The 22,894-nt window shown below is 70.8% G+C and carries 23 protein-coding genes; 7 read left to right on the forward strand and 16 right to left on the reverse strand.

The features are described from left to right. Positions 1–66: 66 nt before the first annotated feature. From CLT68_RS04330 to CLT68_RS04340, 4 genes are all read right to left on the reverse strand, one after another. On the reverse strand, positions 67–1,215 hold the full coding sequence (locus CLT68_RS04330; protein ID WP_158240858.1) for a DUF416 family protein: 1,149 nt from the start codon (positions 1,213–1,215) through the stop codon (positions 67–69). Next, positions 1,199–1,741, reverse strand: a complete 543-nt coding sequence (locus CLT68_RS04335) for a tetratricopeptide repeat protein (RefSeq protein ID WP_099849008.1) — start codon at positions 1,739–1,741, stop codon at positions 1,199–1,201. The genes CLT68_RS04330 and CLT68_RS04335 overlap by 17 nt, the downstream gene beginning before the upstream one ends. A gap of 237 nt (positions 1,742–1,978) precedes the next feature. Then, positions 1,979–2,215 carry a hypothetical protein gene (locus CLT68_RS32520; protein ID WP_143743126.1) on the reverse strand — a complete coding sequence of 79 codons (237 nt, stop codon included), beginning with the start codon at positions 2,213–2,215 and terminating at the stop codon, positions 1,979–1,981. Positions 2,216–2,276: 61 nt separating this feature from the next. Next, positions 2,277–4,247, reverse strand: coding sequence for a potassium channel family protein (locus tag CLT68_RS04340; RefSeq protein WP_486482069.1), 1,971 nt, complete (start codon positions 4,245–4,247; stop codon positions 2,277–2,279). 96 nt (positions 4,248–4,343) lie between these two features. On the opposite strand from CLT68_RS04340, the gene CLT68_RS04345 reads away from it, so the two are divergent. Continuing rightward, on the forward strand, positions 4,344–4,826 hold the full coding sequence (locus CLT68_RS04345) for an MSMEG_6728 family protein (protein WP_099849010.1): 483 nt from the start codon (positions 4,344–4,346) through the stop codon (positions 4,824–4,826). Positions 4,827–4,858: 32 nt separating this feature from the next. Further along, complete coding sequence (locus CLT68_RS04350; protein ID WP_099849012.1) at positions 4,859–6,388, forward strand: FAD-dependent oxidoreductase; 1,530 nt, start codon at positions 4,859–4,861, stop codon at positions 6,386–6,388. A gap of 57 nt (positions 6,389–6,445) precedes the next feature. Here the strand turns inward: CLT68_RS04350 and CLT68_RS04355 are convergent, their stop codons facing one another. After that, positions 6,446–8,302, reverse strand: coding sequence for a hypothetical protein (locus CLT68_RS04355; RefSeq protein ID WP_158240859.1), 1,857 nt, complete (start codon positions 8,300–8,302; stop codon positions 6,446–6,448). 153 nt (positions 8,303–8,455) lie between these two features. Between CLT68_RS04355 and CLT68_RS04360 the strand changes: the two genes are divergently transcribed. The 3 genes from CLT68_RS04360 to CLT68_RS04370 all read left to right on the forward strand — a co-directional run bounded on the left by CLT68_RS04360 (position 8,456) and on the right by CLT68_RS04370 (position 12,032). Further along, positions 8,456–10,009: a carboxypeptidase regulatory-like domain-containing protein gene (locus CLT68_RS04360; RefSeq protein WP_158240860.1), complete on the forward strand. Its 1,554-nt coding sequence runs from the start codon at positions 8,456–8,458 to the stop codon at positions 10,007–10,009. Positions 10,010–10,167: 158 nt separating this feature from the next. Beyond that, positions 10,168–11,376, forward strand: coding sequence for a hypothetical protein (locus tag CLT68_RS04365; RefSeq protein ID WP_099849019.1), 1,209 nt, complete (start codon positions 10,168–10,170; stop codon positions 11,374–11,376). A gap of 212 nt (positions 11,377–11,588) precedes the next feature. After that, positions 11,589–12,032 (forward strand): HNH endonuclease, encoded by a 444-nt coding sequence (locus tag CLT68_RS04370; protein ID WP_099849021.1) that lies wholly within the window; start codon positions 11,589–11,591, stop codon positions 12,030–12,032. A 70-nt stretch (positions 12,033–12,102) separates the two neighbouring features. On the opposite strand, the gene CLT68_RS33065 is transcribed toward CLT68_RS04370, so the two are convergent. The 4 genes from CLT68_RS33065 to CLT68_RS04390 form a co-directional block, all read right to left on the reverse strand. Further along, positions 12,103–13,608 (reverse strand): serine/threonine-protein kinase, encoded by a 1,506-nt coding sequence (locus CLT68_RS33065; protein ID WP_486482070.1) that lies wholly within the window; start codon positions 13,606–13,608, stop codon positions 12,103–12,105. A 77-nt stretch (positions 13,609–13,685) separates the two neighbouring features. Continuing rightward, a complete protein-coding gene (locus tag CLT68_RS04380) occupies positions 13,686–14,201 on the reverse strand; it encodes a hypothetical protein (RefSeq protein WP_099849024.1) in 516 nt (171 codons plus the stop codon). Between the two features lie 134 nt (positions 14,202–14,335). Further along, positions 14,336–15,103, reverse strand: a complete 768-nt coding sequence (locus CLT68_RS04385; protein ID WP_099849026.1) for an enoyl-CoA hydratase/isomerase family protein — start codon at positions 15,101–15,103, stop codon at positions 14,336–14,338. Positions 15,104–15,170: 67 nt separating this feature from the next. Beyond that, positions 15,171–17,558, reverse strand: a complete 2,388-nt coding sequence (locus tag CLT68_RS04390) for a M4 family metallopeptidase (RefSeq protein WP_099849028.1) — start codon at positions 17,556–17,558, stop codon at positions 15,171–15,173. Positions 17,559–17,725: 167 nt separating this feature from the next. Here CLT68_RS04390 and CLT68_RS04395 point away from each other — a divergent pair, with 167 nt between their 5' ends. After that, positions 17,726–18,295 (forward strand): hypothetical protein, encoded by a 570-nt coding sequence (locus tag CLT68_RS04395; protein ID WP_099849030.1) that lies wholly within the window; start codon positions 17,726–17,728, stop codon positions 18,293–18,295. Here the strand turns inward: CLT68_RS04395 and CLT68_RS04400 are convergent. The 4 genes from CLT68_RS04400 to CLT68_RS04415 all read right to left on the reverse strand — a co-directional run bounded on the left by CLT68_RS04400 (position 18,283) and on the right by CLT68_RS04415 (position 20,534). Continuing rightward, a complete protein-coding gene (locus CLT68_RS04400) occupies positions 18,283–18,927 on the reverse strand; it encodes a histidine phosphatase family protein (RefSeq protein WP_099856771.1) in 645 nt (214 codons plus the stop codon). The genes CLT68_RS04395 and CLT68_RS04400 overlap by 13 nt on opposite strands. 67 nt (positions 18,928–18,994) lie before the next feature. Continuing rightward, entirely contained in the window at positions 18,995–19,666 is a 672-nt protein-coding gene (locus CLT68_RS04405) for a DUF998 domain-containing protein (protein WP_099849032.1), read from the reverse strand. Between the two features lie 11 nt (positions 19,667–19,677). Next, positions 19,678–20,097 (reverse strand): VOC family protein, encoded by a 420-nt coding sequence (locus CLT68_RS04410; protein ID WP_088952055.1) that lies wholly within the window; start codon positions 20,095–20,097, stop codon positions 19,678–19,680. Between the two features lie 35 nt (positions 20,098–20,132). After that, positions 20,133–20,534, reverse strand: a complete 402-nt coding sequence (locus CLT68_RS04415) for a helix-turn-helix transcriptional regulator (RefSeq protein WP_099849034.1) — start codon at positions 20,532–20,534, stop codon at positions 20,133–20,135. Positions 20,535–20,666: 132 nt separating this feature from the next. On the opposite strand from CLT68_RS04415, the gene CLT68_RS04420 reads away from it, so the two are divergent. After that, the gene (locus CLT68_RS04420) at positions 20,667–21,323 is read left to right on the forward strand and encodes a type 1 glutamine amidotransferase domain-containing protein (RefSeq protein ID WP_231927158.1); all 657 of its coding nucleotides are present in this window, start codon (positions 20,667–20,669) and stop codon (positions 21,321–21,323) included. Here the strand turns inward: CLT68_RS04420 and CLT68_RS33640 are convergent. From CLT68_RS33640 to CLT68_RS04430, 3 genes are read right to left on the reverse strand one after another with little or no spacing between them, the layout of a single operon-like run. Then, positions 21,316–21,441 carry a hypothetical protein gene (locus CLT68_RS33640; RefSeq protein WP_269458532.1) on the reverse strand — a complete coding sequence of 42 codons (126 nt, stop codon included), beginning with the start codon at positions 21,439–21,441 and terminating at the stop codon, positions 21,316–21,318. The genes CLT68_RS04420 and CLT68_RS33640 overlap by 8 nt on opposite strands. A gap of 17 nt (positions 21,442–21,458) precedes the next feature. Then, complete coding sequence (locus tag CLT68_RS33645; protein WP_328369570.1) at positions 21,459–21,617, reverse strand: hypothetical protein; 159 nt, start codon at positions 21,615–21,617, stop codon at positions 21,459–21,461. Continuing rightward, a complete protein-coding gene (locus tag CLT68_RS04430) occupies positions 21,614–22,831 on the reverse strand; it encodes an MFS transporter (protein ID WP_099849036.1) in 1,218 nt (405 codons plus the stop codon). Before CLT68_RS04430 ends, CLT68_RS33645 begins: the two co-directional genes overlap by 4 nt. Positions 22,832–22,894: the final 63 nt, after the last annotated feature.

The following is a 22,894-nucleotide window of genomic DNA, read 5'->3' on the forward strand; positions in this document are numbered from 1 at the left end:
TGTGTTCGCTCAGCGCTGCCATCCCGACTCCTTTCCGCGTCGTACGGTTGTCTCATCGGCCCCCGCTCAATCAAGTCGTGCGCATACCACCCACAACTCGTACTCCTCTGCCGTTACCCCGCATAGGGCATCGCCGGCCAGTGACATCGCGACAAACTCCGGCTCGCCAGGATTCGGACCGAGCGCGTCGAGCGCCAGCGGCCCGTCCGGCAGTCGCACCGCCACCCAACGCCTTTCGTCACTGTGGCCTGTGAGGCTGATTAGCAGGGTGCCATCGCCGCTCGTCAACCCGCGCTCATGCACCAAGCGGCGCCACCGTCGCTCCACCTGTTCCACTGCATCGACCGCGGCGAGTGCGACCGACCATTCGGGTCTTGCCGGCGAACTGACGACCGGCTTCCAGGCTTCCTGTTCGGACGGCAGCCCTTCCGCCATGTCATACGCCTCGAGCACGTGGAAGCCGGCCACCCTCAATCGATCTTTAATCACTGACGAAGCGGCCGAGAAGCTGCCCAGGGCCTGACAGGGAGCGTCCGTGTCGCCATTAAGAACACCGTCGTCCCACGGCAGTTGCCGCACACCACCGACCGGAATTCGTCGAGCAGCGGCGCGAAGCTCTGCGACGGCTGACCGGTCACCGGCCGAGTCTCCGAGAATTGTGAGAGCCTCCGCCTGCCGCCGCAGCTCAACCTGGACTGACGGCGACCCAAGCAGAGCCTCACGGTCATCGGCGTCGAGCACCCCAAGGCCCTGCTCCCGAGCCGAGAGCTCGTCGGCCGCCGCATATGCCCGCTCGGCTGCGTAGACGGCGTAGGTGACGTCATCGCTGCCCACCAGCTCAAGCAGGTAGATGAGCGACGCGACCGCATCCTCCGCCTGAGGTGCCCAGTCATTCCAGTCATCCTCCGAGGGCAGCAACTCCTTCACTGCGTCCGGCGAGGGCAACTCGGGACAGTGCACAGCCGGCTGATGACCGGCCGAGGCCGACCAGACAGCATCGACGCTGGCTCGCACGAGGTCAGCGTCACCGATCTGGTCCGGCTCGCTGAACTTGACATAGGACGGCACCAGAACCTCGACACAACTGACCGCGAACGCAACACGCTGCCACGGTTCGAGTGCGGCAAGGACCGTGCGCAGCCGCTGACCGTTGAAGCTCCCGGTAGACGCTGCTCCAGCTTCAGGACGGCAAGAGGGCTCAGTTTCCTTGCTCAAGGAACACCTCCGCGTCGAATGGTCGGCCCGCCAGGCGAGCAGCCTCTCGAACCTCTTCGGAGGTCATCCGTGAGACCAGCTGATGGGCCTCGTGCACTCCGTCGCCGCTGCCCTCATTGAGCATCGTAATGAACCACCGCAGACCCTGCACCAGATCCATGCTCGTCCCAATGCCGTCCCGGTACCAACTGCCCACGACGAACATACAGTTGGACTGACCCGCCTCGGCGCCGAAGAGATACCACTCGAACGCTTCTTCATCAAGGTCAAGGGCAGCCAGATGGTTTCCCAGGAACGGGGACGCCTCAGTGACTTCCGCCTTCGCAGCTACCCTCAACCATCGCACGGCGTTAGGGATGTCGACCGCAAGGAATTCGCCATTGGCGTAATGCAGGCCAAGGTTGAAGGCAGCTATCCCGTCTCCACCCTCGGCTGCCGCACGATAGAGCCGCATCGCCCTTTCCTTGTCAAAGGCGACCCCCTGCCCTCGCTCCAGCAGGTACGCCAGAGTCCGCTGGGCGACCACGTCGCCCTCGGCGGGGACTGACCCAGGAAGTCGACAGTCTCCTCCGGAGCGTCGACATACAGCATGAAAATGACGCCCAACATCGTACGTGCACGAGTGTTTCCGAGGTCAGCCTGCGCCTTCAGCACAGGGCACAGGCGAAGCAGCTCAGCGACAGCCGAGTCATCGCCTGCGGCAGCAGACCTGAGGCACGAGTCCGCCACTTCAACCGGATCCTGGCGGTCCCCACTCCACCGGTCATAAATCGAATGCAGCATCATCCAAATCCACCTCCATGACCAACCCAGTGACGTCGACGTAGGTCACGTATTCCGGGTCGTCCGAGAGAATCCCTGCGGGGGAGAACGAATCAAGCAGTTCCAGACCGCCGGGCTGCCTGGGCCCCACTCGCACCGCTCGAGCCAGGCCATCAGCACGATAGAGACCGTTCTTGATCGGCAGGCAACCCGATGACCACGAGTCGGTGATTGACAACCACTTACGCTGCCCTTCTTCCCTGACCAGGTGGATAGCGCAGCGGCCGCGCCGGGTGATGTCAGCTCACCTCGCCGCTCTCGTCATGTCGGCGGGTCAGCGCGAAGTCGTCCGGTGGGCCGCCAGCGATTGTCGAGGAAGCGCCTGCGGCGGGGGCAACGGGGTGGGCCACGCCGGCCCCCGAGTCCGTCTGGCCCGGCACCGAGGGAGACGCCGCCGCTGGGGTGGGCACTCCGCCGTGGACCGCTCCGGCCGGCCGGGAGACCGGGCCCGGGCGGACTGGCGGGGCACACTGCCGCGTCAGCCAGTCCAGTCCGCGCCGCCGGGCGACCACTGTCAACCGGTCGCCCGCGAAGATCACCTGGCGAGGGTCGAGGTCCTTCCACCAGATCGTCCTGCCGCCACCGGCCGGGGTCCGGGCGATCAGCCGGACCTGCCCGTCCCGGTTGACCATGCCCAGGGGCCGGCCGTCCAACTCGGAGCCGGCGGCGACCGGCACCTCGGCGACCGGCAGCGCGTGCCGGTCGACCGGGATGGTGGTGATCACCGCCCGTTCGGTGAGGGCACCGATGAAGGCCGGGGCGGCCAGGTAGGAGACCGACCGGGAGACGCCGAGGGCGAAGGTCTCCTCCACCCGCTCGGCGAAGTCACCGTCGAAGAACCGCAGCACCACCCGCAGGTCGCCACGAAGATCACGGGCCGCGAGCGCCGCCTCCAGGTTGGCGACGTCGTCGGTGGACGCCACCACCAGCGCCTGACAGTCGGCCACCGACGCGGCGACCAGCGTCTCCGGCAGCGAGGCGTCACCGACGATCAGCGGCACCTCCAGCTGACGGGCCAGGGCGGCGCCGCGCGGCTCCGGGTCCTTGTCGATCGCCACCACCTCGACGTCGTACTCGCGCAGCTGCGCCATCACCCGGGTGCCGACGTTGCCCAGGCCGATCAGCACGACGTGCCCGACCCGCGCGGGTTGCAACTGGCCCGTGTGCAGGGCCAGTCGTGCGTTGACGATGCCGTCCACCACGACGGCGGTGATCAGCGGGATCAGCGCCAGCCCGGCCAGGTTGAGCACCACCTGCATGATCTGCGCGCCGGCTGGTTTGGTGGTGTCCGGGTCGGCGCCGCTGAGCGTGGTCACCAGCGTCAGGTACAGGGCTTCCAGTGGGGAGGCGCCCTCGGTGCGGGAGATCAGCGCCCCCAGCACCGCGATGACCGCGAGCACCAGCATCACCGCGACACCGATCTTGCGAGTCGCGAAGCCGCGTACCGCGCCCAGCAGCACCGCGACCGGGCGGCGTCGCCGACGGGCCCGGACCAGTCGACGGGCGGCGACCTCGGTGCCGGGTGGCTGCCCCGTCGCCTCGGCGAGCACCAGGTCCGCGCCAGCCTGCTCGGCCGGAAGCAGCTCCACCCCCTGCGCCTCGGTGAGGTGGGCCAGTGCGCAGACCACGTCCTGCGGTCGGACGTCGGCCCGGCGGGCCACCCGAAGCGTCTTGTCCCGGTGCTGGAAGGAACTCGGGTCGACCTCGCCGAGCGCGGCTGCCACGAAGGCCGGCGCGGCCATCTCGGCGTCGGAGAGCACCTCGACCGATGCCTTGAGCAGCTTGCGCACACCGTCGGCGAGGGTGCCGTTGAACATTCGCAGCACCTGACGGACCCGCTGGTCGACGGCCTGGGCGCAGAGCGCGGCGTGCAGGTTGCCCACGTCGTCCTGGTGCAGCAGGGCCAGCCCGGACGCCCCGGCCAGGCCGGCGGCCTCGAAGGTGGCCACGTCCAGCCGATCCGAGCGGACCACCCGGACCCCCCGCAGTGCCGCCACGTCCGGGCCGTTGCTGCGGTAGCGCTCCGGCACCACGACGGTCACCCGGGCGCCACCCGTCGGCAGCTCGGATTCGAGCATCGCCCTGGCCACGTAGTAGGCGAGCGCGTCCTTCCCGCAGATCACATAGTGCGGGCGTGGATCACCAGCGGAGCGCAGCCGCCAGTTCCACTCGACCGCCCGTCGCGCCCGGTCCCGCCACGGCTCCGCCATGCCCGGATCGTAATCAGCACGGCCACGTTGGGCGACCCCGTCCGGATCATCCCCCCGGCCAGGCATGCCCGCCCTGGCGGCGGGTAGAGCAGCGACATGCAGACGTTCCTCCCGTACCCGGACTTTCTGGCCAGCGCCCGGACGCTGGACCAGAAGCGGCTGGGCAAGCAACGGGTGGAGGCCATCCAGGTGCTGCGCGGGCTCACCCGACCCGGGTACGGCTGGCGCAACCACCCGGCGGTGAAGATGTGGGCCGGGTACGAGGAGGCGCTCACCCGCTACGGGCTGGACATGTGCGCGGTGTGGACCGAACCGGGGCGGGCGGACACCTGTGCCACCACGATGACCGTCGACCTCGCCGCCGCCTGCGGGGCCGGTGTCGTACGGACCCAGGACGAGCTGGCCCGGGACGGCGAACTACCACCGTGGCTGGGCCGCGACGACCTGCACCTGAGCCACCGCTCGTCGCTGGTGCGCAAGGACCCGGCGCACTACCGGCCCCTCTTCGGTGGCGACGTTCCAGCAGACCTGGAGTACGTCTGGCCCGCCTCCGACCGCGCGCGCCGATGCCTGGAGTAGGGGAGACTGGGGCCCGAGAGAGGTAGGTGCCCATGGCGCTGTCGCAAGTGGTGGGTCGGCTCATCGGCGTACGCCAGCACCTGGTGGACCCGGGCGGCGGTGGCGCGGACCGCGTGCCGCGACCGACCACGGCGGTGGTGGTTGGTGGCGGCATCGCCGGCATGTCGGCGGCGGTGGTGCTGGCCGAGCGGGGTGTGGCGGTGACGGTGCTGGAGGCGGCGCCGACGCTCGGTGGTCGACTGGGCGCCTGGCCGGAGGCGCTCGCCGACGGCACCCAGCAGAACGAGCACGGCTTCCACGCGTTCTTCCGGCAGTACTACAACTGGCGGTCGATTCTCCGCCGGGTCGACAGTGACCTGGGTTTCCTCAAGCCCATCCCGGGCTACCCGATCCTCAGCGAGCAGTGGCCGACCGAGGAGTTCGGCAAGCTGCCGCCGGCACCGCCGACGAACCTTCTCGCGCTGCTGTTGCGCAGCCCCAGCCTGCGCCTGGCCGACCTGCGACTGATGGATCGGGACGCCGCGCTGCCGCTGCTCAGCTACGACCCGGTACGCACCTACGCCGAGTTGGACGGCACCACCGCCGACGAGCTGCTGGCGTCGCTACGACTGCCGGACCGGGCGCGGGCCATGCTGTTCGAGGTCTTCTCGCACTCGTTCTTCAACCACGAGGCGGAGATGTCGGCCGCCGAGATGGTCGCCCAGTTCCACTTCTACCTGCTCGGCAACCCGGAGGGGCTGGCGTTCGACTGCCCCGACGAGGACTACGCCACGGCGATCTGGGAGCCCCTGACCCGGCACGTCGAGAAGCACGGCGGCCGGGTGCTGACCAGCTCCGCCGCGACCGGTGTGCACCGCGACGGCGACGGCTGGCGGGTGACGACCACCGACGACGGCAGCCACCCGGCCGGTCACGTCGTGCTCGCCGTCGACCCGCCGGCGCTCGCCGCGCTGGTCGCGGCCTCCCCGGACCTGACCGGGCAGGCACCGGAGCTGGCGGCGCGGATGCCCGCCTTCGGCCAGCCCGGCCCGCCGTACGCGGTGGCGCGGTTCTGGTGTGACGGGGACGTGGCCGCCGAGCGGGCGGTGTTCAACGGCGTGTCCCGGCAGCCCACTCTGGACTCGGTGACGCTCTACCACCGGTTGGAGAACGAGCCGCGGCGCTGGGCGCGGCAGACCGGTGGGTCGGTCATCGAGCTGCACGCGTACGCCTGCGAGCCCGGCGTGTCAGCGGAGGAGCTGGCCGAGCGGATGCGCCGCGAGCTGGTCGCGCTCTGGCCGGAGGCCGGCGACCTGCGGGTCCGCGAGCTGCGGGCCCGGGTCGAGGCGCAGGCGCCGGCGTTCACTCCGGGCAGCCACGCCTGGCGACCGGGGGTACGCACCGACGCGACCGGCGTCTACCTGGCCGGGGACGGCATCGCCACGGACTTCCCGAGCGCGTTGATGGAACGCTCGGCGGCGACCGGGATCATCGCCGCGAACCACATCCTGCGCGCCGAGGGCGCCTCGGCCGAGCCGGTGCGCTCGATCCGACCACGCGGACTGCTCGCCCGGAAGCCCTGACCCGCGTGGAAGACCTGGCGCGGGAGTGCGGGTGCGTGCCCACACCCCCGCGTCGGATCAGTTGACAGTGACCGAGAACGACCGGTAACTGGACAAGCTGCCGTCGGCGTACTCGACGGTGAACCAGAAGTAGGTCCAGCCAGCCGTCGTGGGCGTCCAGGTGATCGTGGCCTTGCCGTCGGCGGCCAGCGGAACCACTCTGGGGTTGTTGTCGACACTGTCGAACCACCGCACCGAGGTGGCGCCCTTGGTCACCGCCGGAGAGACCGTGAAGACCCCGGGGACGCCGACGCCACCGCCGGAGCCGTCGATCGGATAGACACCGTCCGAGGTGATGGTGGGCCCATCGTCGACGAAGAAGGTCGTCTCCTGCTGATACCCCGGCTCGCCGGAGGCGCTCCGGCCGACGTAGCTGAGCTGGTGCTCACCGCCCTTGAGGGGCGCCAGGACCGGCTCGGCGACCCCGTCGGCTCCCACGGTCGCCAACTGCTCCGACCCACCGTCCACCCGATAGGCGATGGTGGTGACGCCGTTGCCGCGCTGGGTGCTGAACCGCATCGTGACCGCCATTCCGTTACCGGAAGGGTCGGGCTGTTGGGCCGTCGACCACGCGTTGACGGTCAGGTCGCGCACGTTGAACGTGTAGGCCCGCACCGGAGAGCTGTTGCCGGCGCGATCCGTGCTCGCCACGTACAGCGTCTGTTCGCCCGCGTCGCGAGGTCGCCACCGAATGGTGGCCGCGCCGCCGAGCTGGTCGGCTGGCACCTGGTTGTAGAGAGCTCCCTGGCTGTCGCCGTACCGGAAGCTCACCACGTCCGCGACGCCATGCGACGTGAACAGGAAGGTGCCCTCGGTTTCACGGCTACCGGTCGGGTTCGCCGGGTTCTCCGGATATTCCGGAGAGGCGACGGTCGGCGAGACGGCAGGCTTGGTGCGATCCACAGTGAAATGGCACGGATCGCTCCAGGGTGACCAGGCCCGCTGGTCGAATGTCCGGGCGTGCCAGGCGTACTCCCCGTCCACGAGCGAGGCCACCGGCATCTGGCCGACCGCGTCGAGACCGTCGGGGCCGCTGGAAATGCCGGGGTCGACAGGCGTGACAGCGGACGGGTCGGCGAGCGGCCAGTACTCGATCTCGGCGGTCAGCGCGTCGTACGGGTCCCGATCCCGGTCCGTCATGTTGGCGTATGCGGCAAATTCCGATCCGGTGAAGTACTCCGGACCGCAGGGGGTGTCGGTGTTCGCGTTGAAGAGCTTGGTCGGCTTGAGCGGGGCGGTGTTCGTCAGCTCCACCTCGAACCGGAACTCGTTGCTCTCCAGCCAGCGGCCGTAGGAGACATCCCCCTCGTTCCGCTTGGGGACCCGAAGCTCGGTGGTGAGTTGGTGCTCACCCCGGCCCAGCGCCCTGGTCAACGCGGCGGTCAAGTCCCATTTGGTCCGCCAGGAGGCGCAATCACCGCCCTCGGCGGTCGCGGCGACCGCCTTGCCGACCGTGGCCGGCGGGTTCGACCAACTGTTCTCACCGGTGAAGGCGGCCGTGGCCTGGGCGACGGTGGCACGCGCGCGTGCGCAGTCGTTGGCGCGGCTTTCCCGCCCGACGAGGGTCGCCTGGCTCAGCCGACCGACGTAGATCCCGCCGATGTCGAACGTTACATAGATGCGGGAGGAATGCGTGCTGCCGGCGTCATCCCGCCACGACCCGACCGGGATCTCTCCCCCGCTGGGGTAGAAGACCGCGGTGTCCGGGGTGGTGGAGTCGGTGTAGGCGAGGAGCGACGGTGTGAACACGTGGTGGGGTTCGGCGGCGGCGGCCGGACCGGGCGAGAGGACGACAGCTCCCAGCGCCAGCGTGGCGACGGCGGCCAGCACCGGCATATGCCCGCCCGGCCGGACACCGCGACTTACGAATCTCAAGTGGAGTTCCTCCTGTACGGTCGCCAGCAGAGCGGCGGCGACCGCTCGGATCGTAGTGACTTGAACCGACGGCGGCGGCCCCGTTGTCGATCGACGCGGAGCATCAGCCAGAATCCGACGGCTGCGCCACACCCTCCGCCTGAACGGGGAACGATGAACAGACCCGCCCGCAGAATCTTCATGCTCGCCTCGGCGACCGCGCTCACCCTCGCCGCCACTCTGGCCGCAACTCCGGCGCAGGCCGTGGAGCCCGACAGCGGCGCCATCACCGGCCACGTGGTGACCGAGAAGCCCGGCAACGTCACGGTCAACCTCTTCACCACCGATGGTGCCAGCGGTGGGCAGGTCGTGTCCGACGCTGACGGCAACTTCCGGTTCGCCTCCGTCCCGGTTGGCACCTACAAGATCCAGTATGGCTTCCTCGGCCGGTTCCAGTGGTCGCACCAAAAGCTCGGCTACTCGACCGCCGACGTGGTCACCGTCGCGTCCGGCGTCACCACGACGGTGCCGGAGGAGCAGATGCTCCTGCCAGGCGTCGTCGAGGTGCTCGCGACCGACGCGGTCAGCGGCGGCCCGGTGAACGCGTACTGCGCGGGCGTCCGCCCGTACGACCAGCAGTGCGGCGCCACCGACGGCCGGATTCGCCTGGCGAACCTGGAGTCGGGAACGTTCACCCTGGAGCTGCGCTCCTCGGACGGCCTGCATGCCGCGCAGGAGGTCAAGAACGTCAAGGTGACCCTCGGTCAGACCACCACGGTCGAGGTCGCCCTCCGCCCAACCACCGCAATCACCACCACCGTCGTCGACCGGGCCAGTGGGGATCCGGTCCCGAACGTCTGTGTGGCGGCACTGTCACTGACCTTCGGCTCGGTGGACAGCGACACGTGCGAATGGGGCGTCAACTACACCGACGAGCAGGGCCGGATCACCATCGGAGAGTTGCAGCCGGGTGAGTACACCCTGCTGGCGCTACCGGCCGACGAGGTGCACGGCATGCAGTGGGTGGGACGCCGTGGGGGCGTCGGCCGGCAGTATGACGCGCTGCGGGTCGATGGTCATGCCGGGCTGCTCAGCACCGTGCCCACCGTCAAGCTGGACCCAGCGGCCCGGATCACCGGCACGATTCGGGACACCGAAACCGGTCAGCCCCTCACCAACGGCTGCGCGTCGGTGCTGCCGACACGTCAGGGCTCCGGCGCGCCCGGGATCGGCCCGTTCTGCACCGACTCCGACGGCACCTACACGGTGCCGAACCTCGGGCCGTACGACTGGCCGCTGGAGTTCTCGCACTTCTACGACTACACCGAGCCGTATGCGGCGGTGTGGACGGGCAACGCGTCGGACCGCAAGACCGCCGCGACGACCAGGGCCGGAACCGACCAACCGGGCGTCGCCGACATCTCGCTCGGCAAGAACGGCCCCCGGTTGAGCATCGGCGTGACGTCGGCGGACGGCCAGCCGTACAACGGCTGGCTCGCGGGCGAGGTCTACAACGCCCGCACCGGGGACCTGGTCAAGGAGTACTCGTTCTACGGCCAGCGGGTCATCGAGGGGATGACCGACCAGTCGGTCAAGATCCGGTACGTGCCGAATCCGCCGTGGGTCGGCGGCTGGTACGGGGGGTCCGACCTCGCCTCCGCACGTGGCGTCGCCCTTCGTGACGGCGCTAACAAGAAGATCACGGTCGTCCTGTCAGATCCCTCCTGACCTGGGCAGATTCAGAACGAGGGGCCGCGCCGGTACGCCCGGCGCGGCCCTTCGCTCACTACGGCCGCTAAAACCACCAAAGCTGCTATAAGCGACTATTTGCTGTCGTACGCTCGATTGATCAACCGTCGATCGACCGGGCGGGAGGGCAGCGGCAGATGTCACCACTGCACCGCGTCGGCGCGGAAAGCGGCCCGCCGAACGACGAGATCGGCCGCGACGACGCGTACCCCCTGATCCGCGACGAACGCGCGTGCATCGTCACCGCGCTGCGGCTGGGCTGGTGGATGGCGGACGCCTACCACCACGGGCAGCACGCGGAGCTCGGCGCTCCCGTCGAGGCCCGACCGGCCGTACCCCCGGCCAAGCTCTCCAACCTCACCGAGATGTCCGCCCACCGCCGGATGCGGATGTACCTCGACGGGGTGGACGTCGCCCTGGCCCAGATCGCCGACCTCACCCGGCACAACGGGCCGGTGCCCGACACCGCCTCCGCCCGAGCCCTGCTCCCCGACCTGGACCGGGCCGACCCCGCAGACCCGGTACCCCTGCTGCTCGCCCTCGACGACCTCAACGTGGACGTGCTCCGCTGGACGATGGCCACCAACCACCGGGTCGGCCTGGCCTACCGGCTGGGCCGATCGGTGGCCGACACCGTCCGAGCCGGCGACGCCGCCCAGTTGCTGAGGCAGTTCGGTGGGCGGCAGATCCAGATCCGCCGGTGGTTGGACGAGCTGGCCACCGTCCTGCCGCCGTACTCGGCCGCGGTGGTGCGCCGGTCACTCGCCGCCTGGTCGAGCGCTGTCGACCGGGCCGGCCTCGGGGACCCGGCCGTGCCGGCGCCCGCCGAGCTGAGCCGGGCCCTGCGCGGCCAGGGCGACCTCTGGCGCGACGTGCTCACCGGCGGCCTGCACCCGCGCGACCTGCTCGACGAGGAGGACTACGCGGTGATCGCCAGGAACCTGATGATCCGGGACCGGCGGCTGGTGGCGCAGGCGGCACGCGGCATCTTCTGGCCGGTGCTCGTACCCGTGCTGCTGGTGCTCTTCGCGGTGGTCGGGGTGAGTGCCGCCGCGGCCGCCGGCTCACCGGCCACCCGGGCCACCGTCGCCCTGGTGGGCCTCGGCGCCGGTCTGGCCGCGATCTGGCGGTCGGTGTCGGGCCCGGCGCTGGCGGTCGCCGGTGAGGTCAACCGGCCCCTGCTGGACAGCGAACTCACAGTACGGATGGCACTGCGACTGAACCGCCCCCTGACCACCGCCCACATCTCGACGGACGCCACCACCCCCACCCGCCGCCAACGACGTTCCGACGAGACCAGCCAATCGAAATCCGTTGCCCGTCTGTCCCGTCCCGGCCTACCGTGAGCGCGCAAGGTCAACCACCACCGCGGGAGCAGCTCATGGCGATGTCGCACGTCACCATCGTGCCGTCGACGCTGCCCGGCGGCGGTTGCCGAGCGGAAGGTCCCCGGGCGGGCCGGCCCGACTGACGCGTATCCGTACGCGCTGAGCCGCCCCGTCCGACAGCCGGACCGGGCGGCTCTTCGCTGTCCGTCAGCCTCTGGAAAGGAGTCCCGGTGGACGCCGTCCTCGTCATCAACGCCGACCTCGGCCCGCTGCACCGGGTCACCGTCCAACACGCCGTACGGATGCTCTGCCGTCGGGTGGCCGAGATCCACGAGGCCGAGCCGGACCGGGTGATCGGGGTCTTCCCGATGCCCCGGGTGGTGCGGCTGGTCCGCTTCGTGGTCACCCGGTGGAGGTTCAACTCCGGGCCGGCCTGGTCCCGTGCCGGGGTGCTGCGCCGCGACGACAGGTGCTGCGCGTACTGCGGTGGGTCCGCCTCCACGATCGACCACATCCTGCCCCGCTCGCGCGGCGGTCGGAACACCTGGCGGAACACCACCGCCGCCTGCTACGCCTGCAACCAGCGCAAGGGTGACCGGACGCCGTCGGAAGCGGGCATGCCGCTGCGCCGGGAGCCGGTCAACCCCGGGTGGGGGGCGCTGGCCGGGCGGTGACGGACCGGCCGGCGGGAACGGGGGGCCGCGTTCCGGGTACGTCCCGGGCGCGGCACCCGCCGGCCCCCGGTCAGACGGCGCGTTCCCTGACCCTCGATTTCGGGCTGCCGCCGGGGCAGTGCACCCGGACCTCACTGCGGTGCTCGGAGGAGACCAGCTCGACCTGGATCTGCTTCGCCGGGCCCGGGTCGTACGCCTCGACCCGGAACCCGGGCAGGAGCGTCACCGCGAGCACCTCGACGGACTTCCCGACGCAGCGAATGGTGACCGTCCCGCCTCGCGCGTCCACGGACGCACCCGAGCCAGGGGTGGGCGTAGGTGTGGGCGTGGGCGCAGCCCTGGTCGGGGTCCGCCCGGGGGTGGTGACGGTCGAGCTCGGCCTGGCCCGAGGGGCTGACCGGGAAGCGGGCGCGGTGCTCCCGGCCGGCGGGACGGCGGCCGGTCCGGTGTCGGCCGGCTCCTCACTGCGCGGCATTCCCACAGTGGTGGTGCCCGGGCCGATCCCCGTCGAGGGCCCCTTCTGCCCCAGCCGACGGTTGTGCGAGTCACCGAGCGACCCGGCGACCGCCACCGCGGCGATCACCGCGCAGCTGACCGCCAGCACGGCCCGCCCCCGACGCCACGCTCCTCGCCGGGACGTGGACCCGGCAGCCGGCTCGCTCGCCGGCCCGGTCGGCTCGCTCGCATCGGCGGGGGTGTCGCCGGGCTGCTCGGTCCCGTCGGCCGCCGGGCCGACAGCACCGGCCGCCTCGACCACGGCAGTCGCTGCGCTGGCGGCGGCGAGCAGGATGCGGGCCGCCTCGACGGCCGGCGGCCGGTCGACGGGGTCGCGGGCCAGGCACCAGCGGTAGAGCCGGTGCACCTCGGGCGGTACGCCGTCGACCGGGGGCAGCGGACCCGGCTCGACGTGCGTGTGGGCGCGGAGCATCCCGGTCTGCGCCTCGGCGGGCCACGGCAGCCGGCCGGTGAGCACCCGGTGCAGCAGCAGGCCGAGGGCGTACACGTCGCAGGCCGGCAACACCTCGCCGGCCTTCAGCCGCTCCGGAGCCAGGTAGGCCGGCGTGCCCAGCAGCCGCCCCTCGAAGTCGATCTCCGACTCACCGGCGGCCGCCGCGATGCCGAAGTCGAGCACCTTGGCGCCGGTGGGCGTGAGCATCACGTTGCCCGGCTTGATGTCGCGGTGCACCAGATCCTGGTCGTGCGCGGCGGCCAGCGCGGAGGCCACCTCGGCGCAGACCCGCAGACCCGCGCGGGGCGGCAACGGCCCGGCCGCCAGCCGTTGTTCGAGGGTGTGACCGCCGAGCATCTCCATCACCACGAACGGGATCTGGGCACCGTCGACCAACGACTCGCCGAAGTCGTAGACGCTGGTGACATGCGGGTGCGACAGACGGGCCGCGGCCTTGGCCTCGGCCCGGATCCGCTGCCGCGCGTTGTGGTCGGTGGCGACGAGCACCTTCACCGCGACGTCCCGTTCGAGCACCTCGTCGTACGCCCGGTGCACCGCCGACATGCCACCACTGCCGAGGCGTTCCAGGAGCCGGTAGCGCCCCGCAAGCAACTGATCACGCTGCACGACCGACAGCCTGCCGTACCGACCGGCGGCGGGCCACCCCGGATCGAGGTGTTGCGATGGGTGGGACGGAGCTTCGGCTACTGCTCGCTCAGATCCGGGTGGTTCCGAAGGAATGCCTCACCCCGTCGGGCGTTTCGCAGGACCGACACGATCAACACCACCCAGACCACCAGCAGCAAGCCGCCGATCAATGCGTGGAACGGCGCGAACCCCACGAAGACCTGGCCGGCGCTCGTCATCACCAGCCCAGCGCACAGCACCGCGAGATAGCGCTGACTGACGAACTGTCTGGCGGTCTCCACGAGCAGAGCCGGGTCTTCGTCGGCCTCGGGTGCGTCGCGTCGCACCTGCCGATCCAGCCGGCGACGATGCGACCAGCTGAGCCCGATCAGGGGCGACTGTCGTCCCGACCGGTAGCGGCCGGTGGCGACCAGCCAGATGGCTGCGGCCACTTCGATGACGACTCCGACAATCACCAGGACGAGGCCGAGGTTGCTGGCCCAGTGCGGCGGGTCGCCGTCGAAGATGCCGGTGTTCTCACCACCGGTCGCGACACCCACCGCGAGACCGCCGACCACGGCGGGCAGCAGCACGAAGAGAAGAATCAGACGGAGTCCCCGTTGGCCCCGCTCGGTCTGCCCCGGATTCGATGCTGCCGCGTCCATAGTGGTCCCCCGATCACCGTGTGGAGCGGGGACTACCCATCGACGGTGACGGCTCAAACCGGTCAGTCGTCGGCCGGTGCCCGCCAGGCGAAGCGGGGCGTACGCCGCTCGGCCATCGCCGCGACCCCCTCCCGGGCCTCACCGGTGGTCGCCACCTGCCGGTGCCACCAGGCGATCCGCGCGGGCCCGGCACGGTCGTCGATGATCTCCTTGGCGGCGGCGACACTCAGCGGTGACCGCTGCGCGATCGTCGTCGTCAGTTCGTCCACCCGCCCGGCGAGCCGATCGGCAGGCAGCACCTCGTCGACCAGGCCGATCCGCAGGGCCCGCTCGGCGTCGATCAGCTCGGCGGTGAACAGCAGATGCTTGGCGGCGGACGGGCCGACCAGCCGGGCCAGCCGGCGCGTCGTCGGTGCCGGATAGACCAGACCGAGCCGGGCCGGCGGTACGCCGAACCTGGCGTCGTCCGCAGCGATCCGCAGGTCGCAGGCGACCGCGAGCTGAGCGCCACCCCCGACGCAGGCGCCTCGGATGGCTGCGACGGTCGGCTTGGCGAAACTGGCCAGCCGCTCCTCGGCGGCCACCGCGATGCTGGCGTCGCCGGCGTCCAACAGCTCAGCCAGGTCGCCGAGGTCGGCACCCGCGCAGAAGGCGTCGCCCGCGCCGGTGAGCACCAACGCCCGTACGCCCGGGTCGGGTTCCAGCCGATCGAGCAGTTCGGGGAGCTGACGCCACATGGCTGCGGTCATCGCGTTGCGCCGGGCCGGGTTGTGGATCACCACGGTTGCGACCGGTCCGGTCACCTCGACGGTCAACTCCGCGTCCGACATACGGCGACCATAACGGCGCGGACCCAGCGGCCACCCCCGAGGGGCGGTCGCTGGGCCCGCGGTCAGGTCAGGAGACGGTCAGCGCGGTGTCGTCGACCACGAAGGACGTCTGCAGCGAGGAGTCCTCGGTGCCGGTGAACTTCAGGTTGACAGTCTGGCCGGCGTACGCCGCCAGGGAGAAGGACTTCTGGCTGTAGCCGGTGGCCTTGTTCAGGTTCGAGTAGGTCGCCAGCGTGGCCAGAACGGTTCCGCTCGAGTTCAGCACCTGCACGTTGAGCTTGTCGTAAGCGACGCTGGTGGTGGTCTCGGCCGAGTCGATGTGCAGCCAGAAGCTGAGCGCGTAAGACGAGCAGCCGGCCGGCAGGCTCACCGACTGGGCGAGCGTCTCCGTGCGGGTGCTGCCGTACCCGTTCAGCCATGCCTTGTACGACCCGGTGCGGGCGGCCTGGCCGCTGGAGGTGGTGATGACGCCGGAGCTGGCGGTCCAACCGGTCGCGCCGGACTCGAAGCCCGGGTTGGCCAGCTTCTGCCCCGGCGCGGTGCAGCCACCGCCGGTGCCGTTCACGGTGAGTCGGTAGGTGGCGCTGCGGGTGACCGCGCCCGCACCGTTCACGGTGATCGAGTAGGTGCCGGGCGGGGTGCTCGCCGAGGTGCTGATGGTGAGGGTGGACGAGCCGCCCGAGGTCACCGAGGCGGGGCTGAACGCGGCGCTGGCCCCGCTGGGCAGGCCGGACGCCGAGAACGTCACCGTCTGCGCCGAGCCACTGGTGGTGGCGGTGGACACGGTGGTGGAGACCGCGCTGCCCGGGTTGACCGAGCCGGCGGTCGGCGAGAGCGCGACCGAGAAGTCGTTGCCGGTCGAGCAGGCTGAGTCGCTGCCGGCCACGTTCACCGCGGTCCAGGCGGCCTGCACGGCCTTGTACTCGGTGGAGCAGCTTCCGTACAGGTCGGTGGCTGCCCGCAGGCTGTACGCACGGGAGGTGTTCGCCGGGTTGCTGGTGCTGACGTACGCCGTGTTGGAGGTGAAGTAGACGTCCAGCGCCCGGTACCAGATCTTCTCGGCCTTGGCCCGGCCGATGCCGGTCACCGCGGGGGCGGAACCACAGACCGGGGAGGTGCCGTACGAGGTGGCGCCGGTGCCCTCGGCCAGGTTGAAGAAGAAGTGGTTGGCCACGCCGGAGGAGTAGTGCACGTCCTTGTTCTTGGTGCTGGTGGACCAGCAACTGTCGGACGAGCCGTCCAGCGACGGGTTGTACATGTAGCGCAGCGGCGTGCCGTTGTTGTTGATGTTGATCTTCTCGCCGACCTGGTAGTCGCCCGGGTCGCTCGGCGCGGCGGCGTAGAACTCCACCATGTTGCCGAAGATGTCACTGGTGGCCTCGTTGAGGCCGCCGGATTCGCCGGAGTAGACCAGGCCGGCCAGCGCTTCGGTGACACCGTGGCTCATCTCGTGCCCAGCCACGTCCAGCGAGACGAGGGGGCGGGAGTTGCCGGAGCCGTCACCGTAGGTCATCTGGGCGCCGTCCCAGAAGGCGTTGACGTAGTTGTTGCCGTAGTGCACCCGGCTCGGCACGCCGGCGCCGTTGCCGAAGATGCCGTTGCGGGCGTGCACGTTCTTGAAGTAGTCGAACGTCTTCGCCGCGCCGAAGTGCGCGTCCACGCCGGCGGACTGCCGGTTGGAGTTGGCCCCGGTGCCCCACGCGTTGTCCGCGTCGGTGAAGGTGGTGCAGCTCGACGTGCCGTTGTTCATGTCGCAGGTACGGCCGTTGCCGTGCGACGGATCGATCATCTGGTACGTGCTGCCGGAGAGCGTCGTGTCGATGCTGACCGAGCCGGTGTAGATGCCCTGACCGCTGCCGACCACCGACTCGATCTCGTCGTACGACCCGACGGTCGCGCCGGTGGCGGCGTCGGTGATCACGTGCAGCCGGGACGGGGTCTGCCCGTCGGGCTGCCACCCGCTGACCACGGTCTCCCAGGCCAGTCGACCCTGCCCGGAACTGGCGTCCACGAACAGCTCCGGCGTGCCCACCGCCTCGGCCTTACCGACGAACCGGGCGCTGGCGGCCTTCTTCGCGGCCGCCGCGGTGGTCCTGGCCGAGGTGGCGAGGGTCAGCGGCGCGGCCAGCCCGACCGAACTGCCGGCGTACGTGCCGTTCGGCGCGGTGTGGATCACGAAGTCACCGCCGTACACCCGTAGGCCCTGGTAGGTCCTGGTGTAGCGGGTGTGGGCAGCGCCGCTGGGGTCCACCTTGGTGCTGCGCACCTGGTAGGACTCGGCGCTCGAACCCTGGACGGCGCCGGGGTTCGCTCGTAGGACGGTTGCCGCTCGGGCCGCGGCGGAGGCGTCCGGCACGGGAGAGGTGGGCGGGGCCGCGTGCGCCGGGGTGACGACGCAGGTCAGCAGGCCGCTGGTGAGCAGCACTGCACTGACGGCGGCAAGAGCTCTTTTCAAGTGCGCTCCTGAGAGGAGAAGGATGTGACGGAGGTAGTCACGCATGTAGATATAGCTATGTGTTGAAGAAAAGAGAAGCCCTGAACCGATGTCAGACCTCGACATTGACCGAACGGATGAGGGGCTTGACGAGGGAACCAATACCTGCCCCAGCACGTCCGACGGACATGAGACCCGTCTCGACAGCCGGCGTCACGTTCGCCCTACTGGTCGCGCTCCTGGCCGGCTGCACCAGCACCGACCGCACCGGCGCCGCTCGTGACCAGCCGCCGACCAGCGCCGACCCCGCCCCGACCGGGCCGGCCACCGACGCCCCGCCGACGCCAACCGCGGGCCCCGCCTCCACGTTGCCGACCGGGCCGCCGGCCACCGATAGCGCGTCGACGCGGGTGATGCTGTTTCGCTCCGGCGGCTTCGCCGGCCGCGCTGACACCGTGACCGTCGAGCCGGACGGCCGGTGGACGGCCGTGGACCGTGCCGGCGGTCGGCGTACCGGCCAACTCACTCCCGCCGACCTCGGCCGGCTGCGCGGGCTGACCGCCGACGCCCGGCTGGCCGCCGAGGCCCGCCAGACGGCCGGCGCGACCATCTGCGCAGACGTGTTCAGCTACCGGCTGACCGTCGGCACCATCGAGGTCGGGTACGACGACTGTCCCAGCGACGACGCGCAACAGCTGCCGGCCACCCGCGCGCTGGTCGAGCTGCTGCTGCGGGCCACCGGCACTCAGACCACGTAGTCCGGAGGCAGGCCGGTTGCACGCAGCTCCGGCGGCAGGTGGGCCACGTCGTTGAGGGCGATCAGGTTGGGTGGGCCACCGGAGCTGTACCGGATCACCGTCAACCCCGCGTTGTGCAGGTTCAAGCCCAGCCATCGCCGCTCCGGCGCGTCGAGGGCGTGCCGCACCAGCCAGGCGATCAGGAAGGTGTGCGTCACGACCAGCTCGCGGACCGGCTCGCCGTCGGGAGCTTCCTCGGGGACCGGGCCGGTGAACCGCCGCACGGCCTCCGCCGTCACCCGCGGCCCGTCGGCCCGCTCGGCAGCCGAGAACTGCGCCAGGAAATCGGTGTACGCCGGCGGCAGGCCAGCCGAATCCGTGTCGTGTGGGAGATGATCGCCGGCCAGCTCTGTGGCGTACACCGGAGCTTCGGGCAGCGACCTGGCGATCAGCTCGGCGGTCTGCGCGGCCCGGCGCAGCGGTCCGTGGTGGACGGCGGCGAACCGGCGGCCTCGCAGGCGCTCGCCGAGCAGTGTGGCCTGCTGCTGGCCGCGCTCCGTCAGGCCGGTGTCCGGTTCACCGGCATCCGACTCCCGCAGCGCGGTCAGGTCCTGCTCGGCGTGTCGGGCGAGGTACAGCAGGCGAGCCACCATGCCGCCCACCTCAACACACCGGGAGGTGCGGGCTCCACCCCGCACCTCCCGGGCCTGCGGCGTCAGCTCAGTCGGCCTGGCCGGACGCCGCTCGCGCGAAGGTGACCGACACCCACAGCCAACCGGCCGTCACCGCCAGACCGAACGCCACCATCACGGCCGGAGCCGGTCGGACGATCAGGGCGACCCAGGCCACAGCGAAGAAGACCCCGATCACCAGGCTGTACGCGGCTCGACCACGTGCCCCCTGCCGTGCGGCCCGACGGCCCGCCACCACAGTCGCCGCGATCAGCAACACGAAGGCGACCGCCGCCACCAGGAAGTGCAGGCCGCCGTGCCAGCTGATCTGACCGGCGCCCCGGGGCGTGCCGACCGGGAACCCGTCGGCCGGGTCGGCGCTGAAGATCGCCGCGCCGATCAGGCCCAGCCCGTACAGCGCGAGCAGCCGGGGAAGCCAGACCGACCCGCCGCCTCCGCCGGTACGGCGGCGCAGCGCGTCGGCGGCCAGCGCGCAGAGCGCGCCGGTGACCAGGAACGTGACGATCTGGATCCAGCCCAGCTCGCCGGTGCTCAACACGCTGACCGGATGCCGGCGAAAGTCGAAGCCGTCCCGGGTCGACGCCTGCACGATCGCCGAGCCGACGAAGATCGGGCCGGCCAGCACACCGCCGATCAGCAGTGCGCGGTCCCGACCGACAGCGGCCGGTCCTACCAGCGGGAAAGGTGCAGCCTGGCTCATCGTCGGCTCCCCTACGCCCGTGGGAACATCTGGCCGATGCGGATCCGGTTGCCGAACGGGTCCCGGATGCCGAAGTCGATCCCGTACGGGCGTTCGGTCGGCTCGTCGGTGATCTCGACGCCCTTCGCCACAAGATCCTCGTGCGTCTTGCGGGCGTCGTCGGTGGTCATGAAGAGGTACCCGCCGAGGGCACCCTTGGTGAGCAGCTCCCGGACCTGCTCGGCGGTGGCCGGGTCCAGTGCGGGCGGGCCCGGCTTCTCCAGCAGGATCTCGCGCTCCGGGTCGCCGGGCAGGTTGACCGTCAACCACCGCATGAAACCGAGGTCCTGGTCGGTGTTGACCTCCATGCCGAGCTTGTTGACGTAGAAGTCAAGCGCGGCGTCCTGGTCGAGGACGTAGATCTGGGAGCGGCTGATCGCGTTCATCGTCATGCCCATGACGCTAGAGGTAGACCGTGACCTGCGGCTTATCCAAAACTGCTGGGTCGGGTCCACGCTTTGGCGAAGCACGACGGCACATTGGCCGCCGCGACGCGGTGCCGCCGGAAATCCGAGGGCGACTCCCCGACGATCTGCCGGAACGTACGGCTGAACGTGCCCAGGCTGCCGAAGCCGACGGCGTAGCAGATGTCCGTCACGTCCCGGTTCGTCTCCACGAGCAGTGCCATCGCGCGCTCCACCCTGCGGCGTTGCAGGTAGCGGTGCGGGGTCTCACCGAACGTGGCCCGGAAGGTCCGGATGAAGTGGGCCTCAGAGACGAGCGCGATCCGGGCCAGCGCCGGGATGTCCAGCGGCTCGCCGTACGCCCGGTCCATCGCGTCCCGGGCGCGCAGCATCGCCCGGTTCGACTCCTCCACCGCGCGGCTCATCGGCCCCCGTCCCGCCCTGCTCGTTGCCCGGCCCCAGGCTACCGCCGACCCCGGTGACCCGGCTTTCAAACCCGTCTCCGCTGTGACATCGGCCTATGGCCGGGACGGACCGGCCACGCCAGCATGGAGGGCATGACTCGTGCACTCATCGCCCTGACCAGTCACTCCGAGCTGGGCCGCACCGGCCGCTCGACCGGCTACTACGTCGGCGAGGCCGCCGAGCCGTGGGAGGTGTTCCGGGCCGCTGGCTACGACGTAGACCTGGTGTCCGTGGCCGGCGGCGAGCCGCCGGTAGACGGCCGGGACGAGAACGACAGCACCCAGAACGACTTCCTCGCCACCGCCGGCGTAACGGACACCCCGAGGGCCGCCGACGTCGACCCGGCCGGGTACGACGTGATCCTCTTCGCCGGAGGTCACGGCACCATGTGGGACTTCCCCGACGACCCCGACCTGGCCCGCATCGCCCGCTCGGTCCACGAGCGCGGCGGCGTGGTGGCCGCCGTCTGCCACGGTCCGGCGGCGCTGGTGAACCTGACCCTCACCGACGGCTCCCGGCTCGTCGCTGGCAAGCGGGTGGCCGGCTTCACGAACAGCGAGGAGGCCTCCGTCGGCCTCACCGACGAGGTGCCTTTCCTGCTCGCCGACAAGCTCACCGAGGCTGGCGCGCAGCACGTACCGGCGCCGGACTTCACCGAGCACGCGGTGGTCGACGGCCGCCTGGTGACCGGTCAGAACCCGCAGTCCGCCCGCGCCGTGGCCGACGCCGTGGTGAAGCTGCTCAGCTGAGCGCCGGTCGGATCCGGTAGTCGTCTGGCGGGCCGGTGGCACGCAGCTCGGGCGGCAGGTCGGTGACGTCGTTCAGCGCGACGAGCGTCGACGGGCCGTCCGAGCTGCGACGGATCACGGTCAGCCCGCCTCACCTCACATCGTCAACAGTCCCCCGTTCCGGGTCTCGTCCTTGATCGCGACCAGGTTCGCCACCACGTACGCGGGGATGTCCAGCGGCTCGGCGTACGCCCGGTCCATCGCGTCCCGGGCACGCAGCATCGCCCGGTTCGACTCCTCCACCGCGCGACTCATCGGCCCCCGTCCACTCCGCTCGTCGCCCGGCCCCAGGCTACCGCCGGTGCCTTCGCCGGTCGGGTAGCGCGCCGCCGCCCGGTGAAAGCACCGGCGACCACCATCAGAGCGACCACGCCGAGCAGCGCGCCGAGCAGCACCGTGCTGCGCGCACCGTGGCTCGGTAGCGCGAGGCCGGCGACCAGGGCGCCACCGGTGATGCCGACGTTGACGGCGGCAGAGACGGTGGCGGCGGCGAGGTCGGAGCGCCCGGGCGCAACCTCGAGCACAATGCCACCGAGCACCGCGGTGAACGCCGCGAACGCCAGCCCGGCCAGGGCGAGCAGGCCCACGGCAGCCGCCGGACGGTGGCCGACCGCGTACAGCCCGAGCAGTGCCACCGACTGGAGCGTGACGGTCGCGGCCAGGGCGAGCCACGGGCTGCGGTCCACCACCACTCCGACGGCGAGGATCCCGAGCACGCTGGCAACGCCGCGCACCAGCAGGATGGCCCCGACCGCCGAGGCGGCGAACCCGCTGACCTCGGTGACGAAGAGGGCGACGTACGTGTAGCCGGCGATGGCACCGGCGGTCGCCAGGATGGCCACCGCGACCAGCAGCCAGAAGCGGTAGACGTCGGGTGTCGCGCCCCGGGCGGCATGTCCCTCGTTGGGTGGCGTCGACGGCAGGAGCGAGGCCACCGCGACGAGCACGATCGCGCCGAGCCCGGCCACCGCCAGGAACGACACCCGCCAGCCGGCGCGTTCGCCCAGCCAGGTGCCTGCGGGCACGCCCAGGACCAGAGCGACGCTGCCGCCGGCGAACACGATCGCGACCACCCGACCGCGAAGCCCGGGTCGGAACAGCTCGGCCGCGGCCGGCACCACCACCGCCCAGAACAACGCATGGGTCGCCGCGGTCGCCATCCTGGCCGCCAGCAGCAGCGCGAACGAGCTCGCGAACACCGTGATCGCGGTGCTCACCACGAAGCCGGCCAGGAGCGCGGACAGCAGTCGCCGACGGGGGATTCTCCGGGCCAGCGCCGTCAACGGGATCGAGGCGACGACGACCACCGCGCCGTACGCGGTGACGAGCATGCCCACCTGCGACGGCGAGACGGCAAGGTCCGCGGCCATCGGGAGCAGCAGCCCGATCGGCAGCGCCTCCGCTGTGGTGTAGAGGAACGTCCCGCCCGACAAGCCGATCAGTGCTCCCACTGCTCGCCTGTGGCCCATGCGACCCTCCCCTTGTTACCAGCTAAATCATGTACGCCAGAAACAAGCTAGCGATCTCCCTTG

The organism is Micromonospora sp. CNZ299 (genome assembly GCF_002754415.1).